Genomic DNA, 16,897 nt, shown 5'->3' on the forward strand with positions numbered 1-16,897 from the left:
ATCATTAGAACATGTTCCCCGTGACGAGGCTCAGGAGGCTGAGGAGGAGCCAGCAGATCCGGGACCTCCTGTCTGAGACGTCAATAGACACAGGAAAGATGATGATGCCGGTCTTCGTGGATGAGACCACTGACAGATCCGTGGAGGTCTCTTCCATGCCGGGGGGGGTGAGGAGGTACTCACTGGGGGGGCTTCTTGGCGACTACCTGAGGTCCCTGGAGGAAGCGGGGGGGTGAAGAGCATCCTGCTGTTCGGGGGGGTACCGAAGGTCAAGGACAGCATGGGCACCTCCGCCTACGACAGGAATGGCATTGTGCAGAGGGCCATAGAGCTGGCCAAGGACCAGACAGACCTCGTGGTGGCGGCAGACCTGTGCCTCTGTGAGTATACGGACCATGGCCACTGTGGCATAGTCAGGGGGGGGAATGAAGTGGACAACGACATGACCCTTGACATCTACAGGAAGATAGCGGCAACCTATGCGGAGGCCGGCGCTGACATAATCGCCCCCGAGCGGCATGATGGACGGCCAGGTCGCCGCCATAAGGGAGACGCTGACAGACAGTGGCTTCAAGGACACGCTCATCATGGCATACAGTGCCAAGATGGCGTCCTCGATGTACAGCCCGTTCAGGAACGCTGCAGAGTCCAGGCCGCGTTTCGGTGACAGGCGTTCATACCAGATGCCTTACGGGAACCTCAGGGAGGCCATGAGGGAGATTGACGAGGATGTAAGGAAGGGGCAGACATAGTCATGGTGAAGCCTGCACTCTTCTACCTTGACGTGATTAGTGAGGCGAGGAAACGCTTTGACCTTCCCCCCCTGGCCACATACAGCGTGAGCGGGGAGTACTCCATGCTCGTCAATGCAGTCAGGGCAGGCATACTGCCGGAAGAGAGCATCTACGAGGCAGTAACATCGTTCTTCAGGGCAGGCGCAGACATAGTGATAACCTACTTCGCTGAGCCACTGGCCCGTGGAGACCTCTCTGGCATCATCGGAAGGTAAGGCATGTTCGCAAATACTATGTCACTGTTCGGGATATGGAGGGGGGGACAATGAAACCATGAGTGCCGGTGGTTCGCGTGACAGAGTGTGCGATGTATAACATAACAGTGGGTGGCATGCACCCGTCCACCATATGCGTGGAGATGAAGAAGTTCTCGGCATCGCTGAGGGGGGGGCTCTTGGATGTGCTCACATCTGAATATCCAGAGGAGAGCATGTCGGAGTTCATTCAGAATTTTGCCAGGACAGACGAGGTCATGCCTGAGGACAGGACCCTTGGTTTTGTGGTGGCCAACAGGGACAGGAAGGTGGTGGCCCTGTCCTTCTCGCACCTCCCGGACGAGGTGATGAGGGAGGTAGAGAGCATTGCCGGGAGGTTCAGGGACAGTGGCTTCCAGGTGGAGATTGATGTGTCCTGATACCACGCCGGATCACAGGAGTCACTCCGCATAACCTTAAATAAAAAGTTTCAATCGTTTAGCGATGATCAGTATCGAGGAGATACTAATCATAGTGGTGGTCGCAGCCATACTCTTCGGCGGAAGCAAGAAGATCCCTGAACTCGCAAGGAGCATAGGCAGGGCAACTGGGGGGGAGTTCAGGAGGGGGGGACAGATGGAGATACAGAGGGAGATAGAGAACGCCACCAGGGCAGGTGCGGCCACCCAGACGGTCAACGTCAATGTGGTTGAGGCGGCCAGGAACCTGGGCATTAACCCTGAGGGCAAGAGCGAGGAAGAGCTGAAGAGAGAGATAGCGGAAAAGATCAAGAACTGATATGAGCGATGATGAGCTGCTGCCCAAGCTTTTTGTCTACCTCTCCGAGCTGCGGGTACGGCTCATAAGGATACTGATAGCCTTCGGGCTCCTCACAACAGTATTCATGTTCTTCAGGCTGTCGTTCATGTCTCTGTATGGAACCCCCCCTGTCCCGGTGATACTGCCCACAATCTACCACAACATGGGCATCCAGTTCCTCGGTCTCATAGAACACCACGTGCTCCCCCCCAAGGGCACTGAGATAATCATCCTGAAGCCACAGGACGGTGTTGTGGCAGACCTTGATACTTCGATGTTCCTGGCTGTGGTGTTCTCCATGCCTGTTATTGTAAGGGAAATGGGCAAGTTCATCGGCCCCCCCGCGCTCAGGAAGAGCGAGAAGCAGCTCATCCGCATGGTCACGGTTCCGGCCAGCTTGCTGTTCGCACTCGGTGCTTTCTTCGGCCTCTGGTTCGTTGCACCGAGGCTCTTCATAGTCTTCAGGTCATACGACCTGGGCCTAGGCGCCTCCCCCCCGACCATAAGCCTGACCAGCTTCATATCCTTCATCCTGATCTACATCTTCGCCTTCGGCATGTCATTCGAGGTCCCAGTGATCATGGTTGGCCTCACCAGGACGGGCATGGTATCTTCGGAGACATGGATCGGGGGGGGTGGAGGTACGCGGTGATTGCGTCCCTGGTCTTTGGCATGGTATTCTCTCCCGGTGTGACCGGCTTCACCATGACGATAATGGCCATACCGATGATCGCCCTTTACTTCGCCGGGGCGTACGTGTCCAGGAGGGTGGAGAGGAAGATGATGGCCGAATCAAAGAGTGTTTCTCAGGCCCTCCAGTGACCTCACATCCGGCCTTATGCTGTTTAGGTAGGCATATATGGCAGTATCCCTACCTATTTCTCTGAGAGGTAGGCTGCGCTTCCTGGCAACTACAGATCGCCAGTCCAGGCTCCTGAGCAGACCGCTTTCGAACTCGAGGATGCCTGAGCCTGGTGGCACAATGTAATCAACGATTCCGAGCTCAAGGGCCTCCCTTGCGCCGAAGATCCTTCCCGACCTTATCTCCCCCCCATGGCAGCAGCACTGAGTTTTCCCACCGGGTCTGTCAGGACGTCTGTGAGCGGTGGGAACTTGAAGATGAGCTCCGGCATGCCGAACCTGGACCTCGGTGTTGCTACGACCAGGTCAGCTGAGAGCGCGAGCTCGAGGCCCAAGCCAAGCGCGTAACCGTCCACAAGTGCCACTGTTACCCAGGAATCCCTCATCATCAGCCGGGACACGTTCCTTGCCAGCGACCTTGCCTCCCTGAGGAAGCCAGCATCGTTCAGGGAAAGGCACGTGGCCTGGAATCCCCCCCTGCTGAGGTCCCCCCCGCCAGCACCCATCAGCGTCAGCCACTGCGGGCCTGCCGCAAGGGCATCTGCAAGGGCTGAGAGGAGAGACCTCAGGCCGTCTGTGGAGAGCTGGTTGCCCTGCCCAGCATCTATAACGACCCTGATGTGCTGTCCATGCTTCTCTGTGCGGATCCCGCCAGCCATATCAGTACATGGTCAGGTTGAACTTTTTATCTATCTCCTCATAGTCCTGCCTGGATTTCACCTTCAGTATCTCAGATATCGTCTTCATCGCGTTCACGTACCGCCTGTCATAGGCTTCCCTGGCCAGCTTAAGCCTTCTCTCCTTCTCGTCGTAAAGCACCTGCTCTCCGTGCTTCTTCAGGCAGTGTATGCACTCGGCCGCGGATTCCTCGTCCTCCGTAAGGTGCTCGAAACACTTCTCAAACTCCCTCCTCATAGGTCATCGCACCTCTTCATGTCATACCTGGGATACCTAACATTGTAGCGGTCCCTGACGAACTCCAGAATGTATGTGAGGTACTGCAGGCCGTCTTTGCCCTCGCCGATCTCTTCGAAGAGGTCGCCCAGGCCCAGCATCCTCTGCCTCATGTCCTCCACGCCGATCTTCCCCCCCTCCAGGAACTCCCTCACTATGGTGAGCGCTTCCAGGTAGCGGACGTGCCTCAGCCTCTCAGGGTGGTCCCTTGCCATCATCTGGGCCCAGGCTGTGGCGCTCCTGATCCTTGCCATCGCGTCATCGATATCCCCCCCAAAGAGTATCGCGCTCTTTATTATCTCAAGGTCAACGTTCTCCCTCATTGCTCAGACACCCCCCCCGAGGAAACCGTGTGACACTGTGATGAGGTAAGGGAATAGAGAATAGAACACGCCCAGGGCAACAGTCACGAAGGCAGAGAAGATTACCGGAACGTATGACATCCTGCTTGTGTCGAGGCCCTCGGACGATGGCTCCCTCCAGAACATGTAGTTTATGACCCTGAAGTAGTAGAAGACTGAGATGGCGCTGTTCAGTATGGCGATCACCGCGAGCCACCATAGCCTGCCAGATATCAGGCTCAGGAAGAGGTAGTACTTGGCCTGGAACCCACCGGTCAGCGGTATGCCTGCGAGAGCCAGGAGTATTATTGCGAGGCTCACGGCAGTGGCTGGGGGGGCCTTCTTGGCCAGTCCGGAGAGGTCAGAGACCTGGACGTTCTCCTTTCTCACCAGGTTCACCGAGAGGAAGGCGCCCCCTTTCATGAATATGTATACGAGGGAATAGAACATCGCCGCAGCCATGGCGAACCCGAATGTGCTGCTGTTCAGGCCAGCATACGCTATTAGCGGGATCACAAGGATCAGGTAGCCGGCCTGGGCCACACTCGAGTAGGCCAGCAACCTCTTGAGGTTATTCTGTCCCAGGGCTGCCAGGTTCCCGTACGTCATTGTGAGGATGGCCAGTATTGTCCAGAATATGTAAACGTCATGTGAGAGCGGGGGGGCGAAGCCCAGGAGGAAGACCTTCAGTGTTATCAGGTACGCGAGCACCTTGCTGCCCGCTGACAGGAACGCGGAGACAGAGTTCTCAGTCCCGTCGTAGGTATCTATGGCCCACTGGTGCATCGGGAAGATGGCAAGCTTGAAGCCGAACCCAACCGTGAGGAAGACCAGGGAGATCAGCATGGCTGGATATGAGTATACAGTAACGCTGGTCAGGTCAAAGGTGTGTGCCCCCCCGATGTAGTAGAATGAGGCACCGAAGGCGATGAAGCCAGTCGCAATTGTCCCGGTGAAGAAGTACTTCACGGATGCCTCCAGGTTCCTCCTGTCCTTCCCGTAGCCTGCCAGGATGTAGGTGCCAACACTCACAGCCTCGAAGGAGATGAAAAGGGTGATCAGGTTATAGCTGAAGGTCGCCACCAGCATGCCTATCACAACGAAAAGCAGCGTGGCGTAGAAGACCTCTGGCTTGCTCCTGACCCTCTTCATGGCTGGTATGGATATGAAAATGGCCGAGATTATGAGAACTATGGCGAAGTAGGTGGAAAACCTGTTAAATACCTCTGTGCCTGAGAGGAAGCTGGCCGGGTCTGTGTTGAATATGACAGTCACAGGTATTGACACGAAGAGTGCCACCAGGGTGAGTGCGACGATCACCCTCCTGCCAACACCTGCACTGCCCAGGCCAAGGATCAGGAATGCGAAGACGCCTATTATGAATAGTGCGTAGAGGTGCGGCAGGATACCGTCACTTAAACTCGAAACAACACTGAAGGATACCGGCGAACTCATATTGAACCAGGCCTCCCGAGTATGAGAGATGCTGCTTTAAGGCCCAGGCCCGAGGTATGCTGGACCAGTGGCATGAAGGCCAGAGACAGTGAACCTACGTAGTGGGTGAAGAGCGGGAATATGAGGTTGGGATAGACGCCCAGTATGAAGACCACCACCATTATTGACAGGGTTATTGCGAACTCGCCCTTTCCCAGGTCCCTGATCTGGCCCAGGTTCTCGTTGTAAGGGCCGTAAAGAGCACGCTGCGCAGCCCAGACGTGGTACGAGGCCGTGACTATCATGCGAATATCACCAGCATGATTGCCCAGCTTATCACCTGGAAGGACGCAACGACTATGGAGAACTCCCCAATGAAGCCTGCAAACCCCGGAAGCCCCCCCAGGGATGCCATGAGGGCGGCGAGGAGCATTGAAGAGGCCAGTGGCGCCTCCCTGTAGAGGCCTCCCAGTGAAGGTATCCTCTCGTGCCCGGTGAACTCACTGATGTAGTAGAGGGAGGTGAATACAGCCGCCATTATGAGGCCGTGAGCCACGATCTGGAACATGCCGCCCGCCAGTTCTAGGTTCATGTCATAGCCGTTCTCCAGGATACCAGCAGCGAAGGAGATGGTGACGAAGCCCATGGCCCCTGCGCTGGCATAGGCCATCATCCTCTTCAGGTTCCTCTGCATCATGGCAACCAGGGAGAAGTAGACAAGACTCACAATGCCAAGGAATATGAGGAAGCCCAGCAGCGGTGCTGGGAATACCTGGGCGATGGGCAACAGGATCCCGAAGAGCCCGAAGCCGCCCATGAGTGAGAGGGCACCGGCAAGTATGACTGTGCCGGGATATGGTGCGGTCTCGTAGGCGTCAGGCAACCAGGAGTGCAGGGGGGGAATGAGGGCAACTTCACAAGGAAGGAGAGCAGGAACCCGAAAAGCATGAAGCCCCCTCCAGAACGGCGGCACATGAGTGGAGATGAATGTTGGGTTCAGGAGCAGGGACATCTGGAATGTGTAGACACCCTTGTAGATGAAGTAGAAGTTGTAAAGGGTGAGTATGGACAGCAGCATGAATATGGAGCCTATGTGGGTGTAGACGAAGAACTTGAGCGATATCGAGTCATGCCTCTGCCCCCCCCGTACCTGAGTATGATGAAGAACACAGGTACAAGGACTACCTCCCAGAATATGTAGAAGAAGAGGAAGTTCCTGGATATCAGGAGCCCTATGAGCCCAACCTCCGTTGTGAGTATCAGGGCGTACATTGTCCTGTCGAACTTCCTCGGATCGGTTATGAGGACAGAGAAGAAGATGATTATCGCAGAGAGTATGAGGAGCGCGTCTGTGAACCCGTTGACGCCTATGGTAAAGTATATGCCTATTGAAGGTGCAAGAGCAAACGTAGTTACCGAGAGCTGGCCCCCCCGTGTAGTGGTGCGCGAACCTCAGGACGCTGTAGACCAGAATCAGGAGGAGCACAAGTGCTGACGAACCCATTGCATATGCCCTTATGCCCCCCCTTGGTACGAAGTAGGCGACCAGTGCAAGCAGCAGGGACAGGATGAGTATAGCAAACATCAGCATCTCATATCACCCTGAGGATCTCCATTATCACAAAGACCACTGCAATACCTATGACCATCACGACGAAGTAGTTCTCCACCACACCCGATTGGAGCCTCCTCACCAGGCACTCAGGCTGAGCGTTGCCTTCCCTGTGGTGTCAACGCCCGAGTTGTACCTGTTCTCGAAGGAGTAGAACGCGCCCGAGAGGCCCGTGACCGCCCTCTCCGCGATCACCCTGGTGAACAGGTAGTCCAGGAAGTACTTGTTCCTCACGATCACGTACGCCGGGTTCCTGAAAGGCTTCATCCTTGTCCACCTGTCCGTGCCGTAGATGAAGTAGGTCACTACCACCCGATTACCAGGTATATCTCAGGCACAAGGGAGACTGCGAGGGGGGGCACCACCGGCAGGCCAACTAGGTGCGGCAGCACAGATGACTGCTCAACGTAGCTGTAGAAGGGCCTCTGCACTATGCCCAGGATCAGCGAGGGTATGGCGAGGAAGAAGAGGGGTACCAGGACCAGTACGGGTGGATCCCTGGCATGCTCGGCCAGGTATGACCTCGGCTTCCCCAGTGCAACCCTGAAGAACATCCTGAACGTGTACAGTGTGGTCAGGAGCGCCCCCCCCGTGCTCAGGAAGAACCATGGGAGGAAACCGGCCACGGTCTTTCCCGAAGCTATAAAGTAGACCCAGGCAGCGTCTATTATAGTATCCTTTGAGTAGTAGGCTGCAGTCGGAGGTACAGCCGCCAGGGTTATGGCGCCTATGAACATGAGGGTGATTGTGACAGGCATCTTCCTCCACAGGCCACCCATCTCCCTGGTGTCCCTGAGGTCCATGAGGGTGAGGAGTATGGCTCCGGCGCACATGAAGAGGAGGGCCTTGAACATGGCGTGCACGATGAGGTGATACATGCCGTAAGCGACCCCCCCAGCGTACCCTATCGGAGTTGATCCGGAGACTATGCCACCGAAGCCTATGGCTGCAAGCATGTATCCGATCTGGCTTATCGTGGAATACGCCAGTATCCTCTTTATATCGTTGACCACGAGGCCGATTGTTCCTGCGAACGCGGCGGTGAATGAACCCAGTATTGCGACAGAATAGAGGGCAAAGGGCGCTGCGTAGTAGAATAGCGGGAATACCCTTGCCACAAGATAAACGCCAGCGGTTACCATTGTGGCGGCATGTATGAGCGCGGATACTGTGGTGGGGCCCTCCATGGCATCCGGTATCCAGACGTGCAGGGGAAACTGCGAGGACTTTCCAGCTGCTCCGCCAAGGAGGAGCACCGCCACTATCCCTAGCTTTACCTTGCCGATGGTGAGTGCTATGAGCTGCGCCTTCGTGATTATGAACTGTATGCTGAGCGGGCTGGCGCCGTTGAGTATGGAGGTGCCGTTAAGGGAGGTGTACAGGACCGCCATGCCGACTATGAATAGCAGGTCGCCTACCCTCGTGACTATGAATGCCTTCTTCGCAGCCGATGCTGCGTTTGGCTTGAAGAACCAGAAACCTATGAGGAGGTAGGAGCAGAGGCCAACGAGCTCCCAGAACAGGAAGAAAAGAACCAGATTCGATGCTACCACAAGCCCGAGCATGCCGGCAGTGAAAAGTGAGGTCTCGGCAAAGTAGACGTGCTTGTTCGGGTCATCCCCCCCATGTAGTAGAGGGCGAAGAGGTGTATCATGAGGGAGACGAAAGAGACCATTATTGCCATGACAAGCGTTAGCTGGTCCACATAGACGCCGGCATGTATGTTGTAGAACCATTCCACGCTGTTGTAGACGGGCTGGCCGGTTGCCCTGACATGGAAGAACGTGATTATGGAGAACACCAGGGAGAGGAATATCGTGATGGAGGCCAGGACACCGGCAGTCCACCTGTGGTACCTTCCGACAGTGTAGGAGAGGACGAAACCGATCAGCGGAGAGATGAATATGAACCATGCGTACCAGTACATCGGATCACCACTTTATCTCCTTCAGCAGCGATATTGATATCCTTCCGTACTTCCTGTATATTGCGACTAGCAGGCTTATGCCCACCACGCTTTCCACTGCACCGATGGCTATCACAAAGAGAGCAAAGACCAGGGGGCTCACGGAGTGGGTGAACGATCCCGCGCCCACTAGGTTGAGTATTGCTGCATTTATTATGATCTCTATGGATATGAGCATCTTTATGCCAACGTTTGATGTCATGATCCCGTAAAGCCCTATGCAGAACAGTATTAGAGATAGTGTGGACATAACGCTAAGAAGCATCACTCATCCCTCCTTGTTATGTACAGCATGCCGATTATGCCAGAGACCAGCACCACAGAAAGCAGCTCGAATGGCACAACGTACTGGTTGAAGAGCATTAGGCTTATGTCCTGGATGTCCTGCGAAGTGGGTATGAACGAACCCTGTATCTGCGTTATGACGCCGAAGAACACGATGAAGAAAACAACAACTGCGACAAGCGCTGCCCTTCTATTCAACTTCCTTACCCCCCCTGTGAGCATCAGCGAGAAGACAAGCAGCGTTACGATTGCACCCACGTAGACCAGCAGCTCTATTGACCTACAAGGGATGCCCCGAGGAATATGAAGAGTGCCGCAAGGACGAAGAGGAATATCATCAGGTATATTGCAGAGTGTATGAGGTTCCTGTCCCTGACTGCTAGTATGGAAAAGACGATGACGATTATGGCGAATATCACATATATTATCGTGTAGATCATTTTATTACCTCGTCCTCGGGCAGTGCCAGCTCCTCCGGAGAGTAGGTGAAGCTGTTCCTTGTCCTGGCTGTCTCGAACACGTGCGTGAGGTATATGGCATCCGTGGGGGGCATATCTCCTCACAGTTCCTGCACACCGTGCAGGTGCCGAAGTTCACATCTGGGTATATCTTCCTCTTGTTCCTCGGGTTCTCCCTCTCGACCTCTGCATCGTTATGCTCTTGTTCGGGCAGACCTGCTCGCACAGTGTGCAGCCAACGCAGTCGTCCAGGCTGAGGAATATCCTGAACCTGAACCTGTCAGGCTCGTACGGCCTCTCCTCAGGGTATTGTATTGTCACCGGTTTCTGGAACAGGTGCTTGGCCACAGCAAACATGCCCTTTATCGAGCCTATAATCGGCAGCTCCTTCTTCGGTTCCTTGACCTCTATCACAGCGACCACCCCCCCAGTGTCAGGAATCCTGCTATTATCAGGTTGACGAAGGCAACGGGCAGGAGGTACTTCCAGCCCATGTTGATGAACCTGTCGATCCTTATCCTGGGCATGGAGAGCCAAACCGTGAATGCGATGAGCACCAGGATGAAGGACTTGATCAGCAGGTATATGAAGCCAGCATCGGAGGAGCCGGGCCCGTTGTAACCGCCAAGGTAGAGGAGGGAGACGATCATCGAGCCCAGGAATATGCTCCCGAACAGGCCTATGTAGAATATACCGAACCTCATTCCCGAGTACTCTGTGGTGTGGCCAGAGACCAGCTCGCTGTCGCTCTCCGCCATATCGAATGGCGTGTAGCTGGACCTCGCTATCATGGCTATGAAGAAAACCCCTAGGCCCAGGATCTGTGGGATCCCGTAGGGTATGAACTCCGCTGAAACGATTCCAGATATGGATAGGGGGGGATCCGGCACCCTTGCCGAGGCCATCATGACCAGGGCCACAGCAGTTATCATCATCGGCACTTCGAATGAGACGTCCTTCGCGACGCCCCCTCAGAGCCCCAAGGATCGCGTACTTGTTGTGGGACGCCAAACCTGCGAGTACCTCACCTATGGGCATTATGGCGATCACCGCGAACAGGAGTATGAGCGTGACCTGGGAGTGCGTTATGGTGAGCGACCCGATCCAGTAGAAGTCGCCATAAGGCACTATGCAAAGGCCGATATGAGTCCGATGAAGACTATGATCGGGGGGGCGATCTTGTAAGCCATGTCGTCCCTCAGCTTGGGCAGAATGCTCTCCTTCCCGATCAGCTTCAGGGAATCTGCTATGAGCTGCAGGGTCCCGAACTTGCCGACCCTGTTGGGCCCGATCCTAAGCTGCAGCCTCGCCATGTACTTCCTGAATATGTATATCATTGCCACGAAGACCACGGTGGCAAAGATCAGCATGAATATGGTCTCGAACAGGTAAGCGAAGAAGAAAGAGGCGTAGTGGCCCAGGGGGGGTGAGAAGAATGCCTGGAGCCTGAAAAGCACGTTCACCTGTCCACCTCCCCGAAGACCAGGTCTATGGAGCCGGAAATAGCGATCAGGTCCGCTATCATCTGGTCCTTGGCCAGGACAGGGAGCACTGAGAGGTTCTTGAACATGGGGGGGCTCCTGACGTGCACCCTGTACGGCTTCACACCGCCGTCGCCTACCAGATACACGCCGAACTCACCCTTTGGTGATTCTGTCCTTGCATAAACTTCTCCCTCTCCCCCCCTCAGCCTTGTCATGAGGGACTTCTTGGCCTTGGGGTTGAAGTACGGCCCATCAGGTATCTTCTTTATTGCCTGCTTCAGGATCTTGACCGACTGCCTCATCTCCTCGAACCTCACCAGGAACCTGGCCAGCGTATCACCCTTGAAAGATACCGGGATGTCGAAGTTCAGCTTGTCGTATACCAGGTAAGGCTCAGCCTTCCGAACGTCGTATTCAACTCCGGACGCGCGGAGCATCGGGCCAGTCACGCCGTAGTCCAGGGCAACTTCCCTCTTGAGGACTCCCACGCCCTTGGTCCTGGATATGAATATGTCGTTCTTCACGAATATGTTGTATATCTCCTCCAGCCTCTTTGGGAAAGACGAGAGGAACTCCTCAATCATGTAGATTATCTTGTCATTGAAGTCCTGGTAGACCCCCCCACCAATGCTCATGTAGTTGGTCTCCTGCCTGGAGCCGCATGCCTCAGCGAATATGTTCAGTATCTTTTCTCTCTCTATGAAGCAGTAGAAGAACGGGGGGGTGAGCATGCCTAGGTCAAGGCCGAAGGTCCCGGCCCAGACCAGGTGTGAGGCTATCCTGTTCAGCTCAGCCATTATCACCCTGATCCACTGTGCCCTTTCCGGGGGGGTGGCACACCAAGGAGCTTCTCCGCTGCCTCCAGGTACCCCCACCTCCATGTTCATGGCAGAGACATAGTCCATCCTGTCGAAGTAGATCAGGGCGTCACAGTAGTAGTCGAGTTCGCATATCTTCTCCGCGTTCCTGTGGAGGTAGCCTATTATTGGCTCTACCTCCCTTATGATCTCGCCGTCCAGCTTGGCCTTGAGCCTCAGGACCCCGTGGGTTGATGGGTGCTGTGGCCCGAAGTTCAGTTCGACCCAGCCGCTGCTGTCCTGTGACCTGCTGACCATCATGGCTACCACCCGTCGTTGGGATCGAAGGTTGCATAGTCGTTGCCTTCCTCGTCCATATTGATGTACTGCACCTTGGAGAGGTCGTAGTTCTTTCTGAGGGGATAGCCAACCCAGCTCTCCGGGAGGAAGATCCTCTTAAGGTTAGGGTGCCCCCCCTCGAAGACAATGCCCAGCATGTCGTACTGCTCCCTCTCGTCCCAGTTTGCACTGCTCCACAGTGATGTCACGCTCGGTACCCTTTCATCCATGGTCTCTGTCTTCACAACCACATAAGTGTTCTTCTCCAGTGAATAGAGGTGGTAAACTACCTCCAGCCTGTCCTTCCTGTCCACGCCGGTTATGAGCGAGAGGTTGAATCCCTGGGACTTCAGTTCCCTCATGAGCTCAAGGAGGTGCTCCTTGGCTACCTTTATTATCCTCCTTCCGTCCTTACCCTTGGTCTCCTCGAGTATCTGCACCAAAGACATCACCTGTCCGCTTCGCCCCCCCTTATCTTCTTCTGCAGGAGCATTATGCCGTACGTCAGTGCCTCCGGCGTGGGCGGGCAGCCCGGGACGTAGACATCCACAGGTATCACCTTGTCCACGCCCAGGACAACGGAGTAGCCCTGGTTGTAAGGGCCACCCTGTATCACGCAGACACCCATCGCTATTACGTACTTCGGGTACGGCATCTCGTCGTAAAGCCTCCTGACCCTGGGTGCCATCTTCTTTGTAACCGTGCCCGCAACTATCATCAGGTCCGACTGCTGGGGGAGTTCCTGAATATCTCGCTCCCGAACCTGGATATGTCAAGGTGCGAGGCCTGGATACACATCATCTCAATGGCACAACATGCGAGCCCGAACGTGAGCGGCCACAGTGAGTTGCTCCTGCCCCCCCACTGCAGGGCCCTCTCGAGTGTGGTGAGCACTACGCCGCCCTCTCCGCTCTTCATCATCTCTCCCACCTCATGTAGCCTTCCTTGAAAGCGTAATAGACAACGAACAGTGGCATTACGAGGAATATAATTGTCTCAACAAAGGGCACTATTCCCAGGCTCTTGAACCTGTACGCCCAAGGGAAGAGTAGAACCATATCAACATCGAAGAGTATGAAGAGGAGTATAACAGGTATATACTGGATGGTCACGTTCTTGCCTATGTCACCCCCCCTGGCAACCTCACCGCTCTCGTAGGCTCAAGGTACCTGGTGTCCCTGACAGGAGGGTTGCTCTCCCTCTGCAGGTTCTCAATTATGTCTCTGCTCTTCAGGCTTGGCCGCCTGTTCTTTTTATACCTCCCTTCACCGATGGACGGGATCGCGGAGAAGAGTGCATACATGGCCAGGATGACAAGAACCAGTGTTACTAGGAGCGGAATATAACCGTCCAGCATAATTCAGTATCTGACCAGCCTATTTAAGATATTCTTTGAACCGCCTGCGGCTAAAACCCACTAGCGCTGAAAATATATTCGTCTCCAGACCCTCAAAAATATTTTGGGGGGTATCCTATCACCGCGCACCACTGGACGGGTTCCCCCCCGACCTCGTCGAACAGTTTTAAGAGCACAGATGGGTCGAAGGGCCTCCCTGAGACCCTCCTGGCCTCTGGCACCAGTGACTTCCTCTGGACCCCACGCGATGCCAGCTCCCTTGCAAGGTTCCTGAGCTCCTCCTCGCCCATAGGCCTCAGTGATATATCGCTGAGTATGCTCTCCTTGCCCTCTCCCCCCCTGAACAGCCTGTCCAGTGCGGCCTCAAAGGAGTCCCTCACCCAACCCAGCCTCGATCCCGAAAGGATCAGGCCGTAGATGTCGTCGTCGCTCACCTGGGCCTTGGACGCCTTCCTCTTCTCCGGGACGGTCTGCAGGAGGAGCCTGGAGATGAGCCTCGGGTTGCCAGTCTCATCAGCCAGATACTGGAAGGCCCTCAGCATCCCCCCCTCGTTGACCAGTATCTCCGCGTCCTGCGAAGAGATGCCGTACCTGCCTGATATGGACCTGACGAGCTCGTGCTTCGGCGGTGCCACCATCGAATCAGCCTCATCGAGCATCCCTTTCCCTATGAAGATGTAGGGCACATCAGTCTCCGGGTACATCCTCTCCCCCCCTCCCGGCAGAGGCCTCAGGAACCTGGTCTCTCCATCTTCCGATGCTGCCCTTGTCTCCGAGAAGTCCATGGCAAAGAGCATGCTTAGCTTCCAGTTCATCTCCGCCTCAAGGTTGCCTGCATTGTCCGCCGGCGATGTGCATATCATGAAGCGTCCGGGTTGCCAAGCTCCTGCCTGACCCTCTCCACCTCACCCCCCGGTGATGCCAAACGCCGGTAGCTCGTCAGAGTGCATCAGGCCACCGTATCCGAACGCCTTCACCACCTCTGAAAGCTCCCTACCTATCCTGTATTCTCCACTCTTCAGGAGCCCAGATAGGCCGTCAAGGCGGGAGGCATAAACGTGCAGGCCAGACGATATGGAGTTAGCTATGACCCTTGATCCGGTTCCCCCCTGAAGAGTTCGGTCACGTCCTTCAGCTTCACGCGGGAAGGCCCCCCCTCACCCTCGAGCGCCACTCCGATATTGCCCTGGCCAGGTTCTCCTGCCTACCCCCCCTCTCCCACCTGATGACCTCCCTTATGAGGGACAGCCTGCTGACCCCCCCTTTATCTCCACCCTCCCGTGTCCCATGGAGAAGTTGACGTCTTGCCTTATGGCCTCCGCCCCCCCCTTCTCAGGAACCAGTGTAGGATACAATGTAACCTATGCTCTCCGCAACCTCCACAGCGTGATCCTCGTCCTTTATGTCCGGCTCGGTTGATATTTCTATGAGGGGGAATGCCGAGCCTGTCCAGGCTGTAAGTGACCCTTCCGGCCTCCTCCTTCACCTTCCTGGCTGCATCTTCCTCCAGGCACACGGTCGATATGCCGACACGGCCCTGACTGGTCTCTATGTACCCATCCATGCCCACCACCGCTGTCCTCTGGAAGCCAGTGGTGTTGGAGCCATCTATGACAACCTTCCTCATGTAGGAGATTACGGGCAGCACATCGCAGTGCAGGGCCCTTGAAACCGCGATCGCTGTTAACAGGGCCTTGCGGTCAACCTCGTGTGGTGGTTCCTCGTCCATCTCAACGAGGCAGCTGTTGTCCGTCACTATGTACTCGAACACCCTTGACCTGTTCCTCTCGTATATTGCGGCCCTGTCCATCTTCCCCCCCATTTCGCTCTGCACCGGGATCAGGGTTCTCCAGAACCTGGTGCCTGTTTCCTGGTGGCCCTCAACAGGGCACCGGCAGAACAGCTTTCCAGTGTTCAGCTGGAAATGTATCTCCAGGCCTATCTTCTGGCCTCTCAAAGCTGCACCTCCCTCTGTATCACCTCTCCCCCCCTCAGGTCAGTGAGCAGGGCCTCGGCAAACCTCTCTTCTGGGTAGTTGGCCAGCACATACATGCTCTTCACGTAAGCCACCTCAGGCAGCATGCCCTCCGCCGGCAGCACACCTATGGACTGCAGTTCCCTCCCTGTGCTGTAAACGTTCATGTTCACAGACCCGCCTATGCACTGCGATGCCATCACAACGTGCACCCCCCCGTCCCTGACGAGCCTTCCTATTGAGTCGTAGAGGTGCTTGAGCAGTGGCCTAGACCAGTCCCCCCCATGAGCACCAGGGCTCTCCTCCCGTCTGCCATGGCCTCTAGGTCGCTGCCCTGCAGGGTCGGGTGCACGTACACCATTGAAACCCTCTCATCGAGCCTGCCGTTCAGGCGCACAGCACCAGATGGTGCCCTGGCGTGCCCCCCCTCCAGGCTCACGTTGCCATGCGATAGAGATGCAAGTGGCGGTATGCCTATGCTCCTGAAGGCGTCCCTCCTGCTGGTGTGCATCTTCCTCGAACGGACGCCCCCCCTGTGGAGCACAATGCTCTCGTCTGAGATGGAGCCGTGCATGGCTATGCCGACCTCACCGATAGGCAGGGAAGAGAATTTCACAGCGGCAGCCACGTTGAGCGGTGCGTCGCTGCTGGGGGGGCGGTCCGGGCTCCTCTGCGAACCCACCAGGACGACAGGTGAAGGCAGCCCCTCGAACATGAAGGCGAGGGCGGCCGCGGTGTATGACATTGTATCTGTGCCGTGGGCCACCACCACGCGCTTCCCCCCCCTTTCCATCTCCAAGGCGACCTCCCTTGCGAGCCTCACCCAGTCTGCAGGCCTCATGTTCTCGCTGAAAACGTTCATTACCTCCCTGACCTCAACCTCACCGCTCTCCGCGATCTCCGGGGGCGCCCCCCTAAGGATTATCCTCGGGTCCTTCACAGGCCTCACAGCACCGGTGGCGTAGTCCACCATGCTCGCTATTGTCCCCCCCCTGTTGTCAGGATGACCACAGAACCGTTACCGGTGCCAGGTGCTCCCTCTTCCTCCACCCTTGGGGGCCTCCTGCACAAGCCTGATCCTGCACTCCGCCTCTGGAACCGATATGTTGTACCCGCTCCTCAGCTTCACGGTTATTATTCCGCCTTCCTGGTTCACGAACGTTGCATCATATTTCCTGTTCCTGAACTCCACCTCAACACGGTCGCCGAGTTTCATGGAGATGCCTC

Annotated in this window: 13 protein-coding genes and 10 pseudogenes; 4 read left to right on the forward strand and 19 right to left on the reverse strand. The window is 56.0% G+C overall.

All coding sequences use genetic code 11. The features are described from left to right. The first annotated feature begins 11 nt into the window (after nucleotides 1-11). The 4 genes and pseudogenes from hemB to JCM13583_RS03120 all read left to right on the forward strand — a co-directional run bounded on the left by hemB (nucleotide 12) and on the right by JCM13583_RS03120 (nucleotide 2,629). Nucleotides 12-1,009: pseudogene (gene hemB, locus JCM13583_RS03105) on the forward strand (porphobilinogen synthase). 68 nt (nucleotides 1,010-1,077) lie between these two features. Beyond that, nucleotides 1,078-1,428: a TA0956 family protein gene (locus JCM13583_RS03110; protein WP_162509308.1), complete on the forward strand. Its 351-nt coding sequence runs from the start codon at nucleotides 1,078-1,080 to the stop codon at nucleotides 1,426-1,428. 64 nt (nucleotides 1,429-1,492) lie between these two features. Further along, a complete protein-coding gene (locus tag JCM13583_RS03115; protein WP_075056666.1) occupies nucleotides 1,493-1,786 on the forward strand; it encodes a twin-arginine translocase TatA/TatE family subunit in 294 nt (97 codons plus the stop codon). 1 nt (nucleotide 1,787) lies between these two features. Further along, nucleotides 1,788-2,629 (forward strand): annotated as a pseudogene (locus JCM13583_RS03120) (preprotein translocase subunit TatC). Here JCM13583_RS03120 and JCM13583_RS03125 read toward each other — a convergent pair. The 19 genes and pseudogenes from JCM13583_RS03125 to gatD all read right to left on the reverse strand — a co-directional run bounded on the left by JCM13583_RS03125 (nucleotide 2,600) and on the right by gatD (nucleotide 16,886). Then, nucleotides 2,600-2,788 (reverse strand): hypothetical protein, encoded by a 189-nt coding sequence (locus JCM13583_RS03125; RefSeq protein WP_075056667.1) that lies wholly within the window; start codon nucleotides 2,786-2,788, stop codon nucleotides 2,600-2,602. The pseudogene JCM13583_RS03120 and the gene JCM13583_RS03125 sit on opposite strands and share 30 nt — an antisense overlap. Nucleotides 2,789-2,847: 59 nt before the next feature. Continuing rightward, nucleotides 2,848-3,327 (reverse strand): enoyl-CoA hydratase/isomerase family protein, encoded by a 480-nt coding sequence (locus JCM13583_RS03130; protein WP_075056668.1) that lies wholly within the window; start codon nucleotides 3,325-3,327, stop codon nucleotides 2,848-2,850. Nucleotide 3,328: 1 nt separating this feature from the next. Then, complete coding sequence (locus JCM13583_RS03135) at nucleotides 3,329-3,583, reverse strand: hypothetical protein (protein WP_075056669.1); 255 nt, start codon at nucleotides 3,581-3,583, stop codon at nucleotides 3,329-3,331. Continuing rightward, on the reverse strand, nucleotides 3,580-3,945 hold the full coding sequence (locus tag JCM13583_RS03140) for a hypothetical protein (protein ID WP_075056670.1): 366 nt from the start codon (nucleotides 3,943-3,945) through the stop codon (nucleotides 3,580-3,582). Before JCM13583_RS03140 ends, JCM13583_RS03135 begins: the two co-directional genes overlap by 4 nt. Nucleotides 3,946-3,948: 3 nt before the next feature. Then, nucleotides 3,949-5,418, reverse strand: a complete 1,470-nt coding sequence (gene nuoN, locus JCM13583_RS03145) for an NADH-quinone oxidoreductase subunit NuoN (RefSeq protein ID WP_162509309.1) — start codon at nucleotides 5,416-5,418, stop codon at nucleotides 3,949-3,951. Beyond that, nucleotides 5,415-5,702 carry a hypothetical protein gene (locus JCM13583_RS03150; protein ID WP_075056671.1) on the reverse strand — a complete coding sequence of 96 codons (288 nt, stop codon included), beginning with the start codon at nucleotides 5,700-5,702 and terminating at the stop codon, nucleotides 5,415-5,417. Before JCM13583_RS03150 ends, nuoN begins: the two co-directional genes overlap by 4 nt. Next, complete coding sequence (locus JCM13583_RS03155) at nucleotides 5,699-6,988, reverse strand: hypothetical protein (protein WP_075056672.1); 1,290 nt, start codon at nucleotides 6,986-6,988, stop codon at nucleotides 5,699-5,701. The genes JCM13583_RS03150 and JCM13583_RS03155 overlap by 4 nt, the downstream gene beginning before the upstream one ends. A 1-nt stretch (nucleotide 6,989) precedes the next feature. Continuing rightward, a pseudogene (locus JCM13583_RS03160) lies at nucleotides 6,990-8,936 on the reverse strand (NADH-quinone oxidoreductase subunit L). A gap of 4 nt (nucleotides 8,937-8,940) precedes the next feature. Continuing rightward, the gene (nuoK, locus tag JCM13583_RS03165; protein WP_075056673.1) at nucleotides 8,941-9,240 is read right to left on the reverse strand and encodes an NADH-quinone oxidoreductase subunit NuoK; all 300 of its coding nucleotides are present in this window, start codon (nucleotides 9,238-9,240) and stop codon (nucleotides 8,941-8,943) included. Beyond that, the gene (locus tag JCM13583_RS13730) at nucleotides 9,240-9,527 is read right to left on the reverse strand and encodes an NADH-quinone oxidoreductase subunit J (RefSeq protein WP_075056674.1); all 288 of its coding nucleotides are present in this window, start codon (nucleotides 9,525-9,527) and stop codon (nucleotides 9,240-9,242) included. Before JCM13583_RS13730 ends, nuoK begins: the two co-directional genes overlap by 1 nt. A 5-nt stretch (nucleotides 9,528-9,532) precedes the next feature. Then, complete coding sequence (locus JCM13583_RS13735) at nucleotides 9,533-9,700, reverse strand: hypothetical protein (protein ID WP_171823399.1); 168 nt, start codon at nucleotides 9,698-9,700, stop codon at nucleotides 9,533-9,535. After that, a pseudogene (nuoI, locus tag JCM13583_RS03175) lies at nucleotides 9,697-10,075 on the reverse strand (NADH-quinone oxidoreductase subunit NuoI). Before nuoI ends, JCM13583_RS13735 begins: the two are co-directional and overlap by 4 nt. Nucleotides 10,076-10,128: 53 nt before the next feature. Beyond that, a pseudogene (gene nuoH / locus JCM13583_RS03180) lies at nucleotides 10,129-11,181 on the reverse strand (NADH-quinone oxidoreductase subunit NuoH). Beyond that, nucleotides 11,178-12,317: pseudogene (locus tag JCM13583_RS03185) on the reverse strand (NADH-quinone oxidoreductase subunit D). Before JCM13583_RS03185 ends, nuoH begins: the two co-directional pseudogenes overlap by 4 nt. 5 nt (nucleotides 12,318-12,322) lie before the next feature. After that, the gene (locus tag JCM13583_RS03190) at nucleotides 12,323-12,787 is read right to left on the reverse strand and encodes an NADH-quinone oxidoreductase subunit C (RefSeq protein WP_171823425.1); all 465 of its coding nucleotides are present in this window, start codon (nucleotides 12,785-12,787) and stop codon (nucleotides 12,323-12,325) included. Then, a pseudogene (locus tag JCM13583_RS03195) lies at nucleotides 12,787-13,256 on the reverse strand (NADH-quinone oxidoreductase subunit B). Before JCM13583_RS03195 ends, JCM13583_RS03190 begins: the two are co-directional and overlap by 1 nt. After that, nucleotides 13,256-13,695 (reverse strand): annotated as a pseudogene (gene ndhC, locus JCM13583_RS03200) (NADH-quinone oxidoreductase subunit A). The pseudogenes JCM13583_RS03195 and ndhC overlap by 1 nt, the downstream one beginning before the upstream one ends. A gap of 92 nt (nucleotides 13,696-13,787) precedes the next feature. Then, nucleotides 13,788-15,652: pseudogene (gene gatE / locus JCM13583_RS11995) on the reverse strand (Glu-tRNA(Gln) amidotransferase subunit GatE). After that, nucleotides 15,649-16,886 (reverse strand): annotated as a pseudogene (gene gatD, locus JCM13583_RS14325) (Glu-tRNA(Gln) amidotransferase subunit GatD). Before gatD ends, gatE begins: the two co-directional pseudogenes overlap by 4 nt. Between the last annotated feature and the right edge of the window lie 11 nt (nucleotides 16,887-16,897).

The sequence above is a fragment of the Thermogymnomonas acidicola JCM 13583 genome (assembly GCF_001316105.1).
Taxonomy (GTDB): domain Archaea; phylum Thermoplasmatota; class Thermoplasmata; order Thermoplasmatales; family Thermoplasmataceae; genus Thermogymnomonas; species Thermogymnomonas acidicola.

Bases quoted from the DNA above. Each gene is read 5' to 3' on its own strand.
- JCM13583_RS03135 (WP_075056669.1), bottom strand. From the start codon at position 3,583: ATGAGGAGGGAGTTTGAGAAGTGTTTCGAGCACCTTACGGAGGACGAG.
- nuoK (WP_075056673.1), bottom strand. From the start codon at position 9,240: ATGCTTCTTAGCGTTATGTCCACACTATCTCTAATACTGTTCTGCATA.
- JCM13583_RS13735 (WP_171823399.1), bottom strand. From the start codon at position 9,700: ATGATCTACACGATAATATATGTGATATTCGCCATAATCGTCATCGTC.
- nuoN (WP_162509309.1), bottom strand. From the start codon at position 5,418: ATGAGTTCGCCGGTATCCTTCAGTGTTGTTTCGAGTTTAAGTGACGGT.
- JCM13583_RS03140 (WP_075056670.1), bottom strand. From the start codon at position 3,945: ATGAGGGAGAACGTTGACCTTGAGATAATAAAGAGCGCGATACTCTTT.
- JCM13583_RS03130 (WP_075056668.1), bottom strand. From the start codon at position 3,327: ATGGCTGGCGGGATCCGCACAGAGAAGCATGGACAGCACATCAGGGTC.
- JCM13583_RS03155 (WP_075056672.1), bottom strand. From the start codon at position 6,988: ATGCTGATGTTTGCTATACTCATCCTGTCCCTGCTGCTTGCACTGGTC.
- JCM13583_RS03190 (WP_171823425.1), bottom strand. From the start codon at position 12,787: ATGTCTTTGGTGCAGATACTCGAGGAGACCAAGGGTAAGGACGGAAGG.
- JCM13583_RS03150 (WP_075056671.1), bottom strand. From the start codon at position 5,702: ATGATAGTCACGGCCTCGTACCACGTCTGGGCTGCGCAGCGTGCTCTT.
- JCM13583_RS03115 (WP_075056666.1), top strand. From the start codon at position 1,493: ATGATCAGTATCGAGGAGATACTAATCATAGTGGTGGTCGCAGCCATA.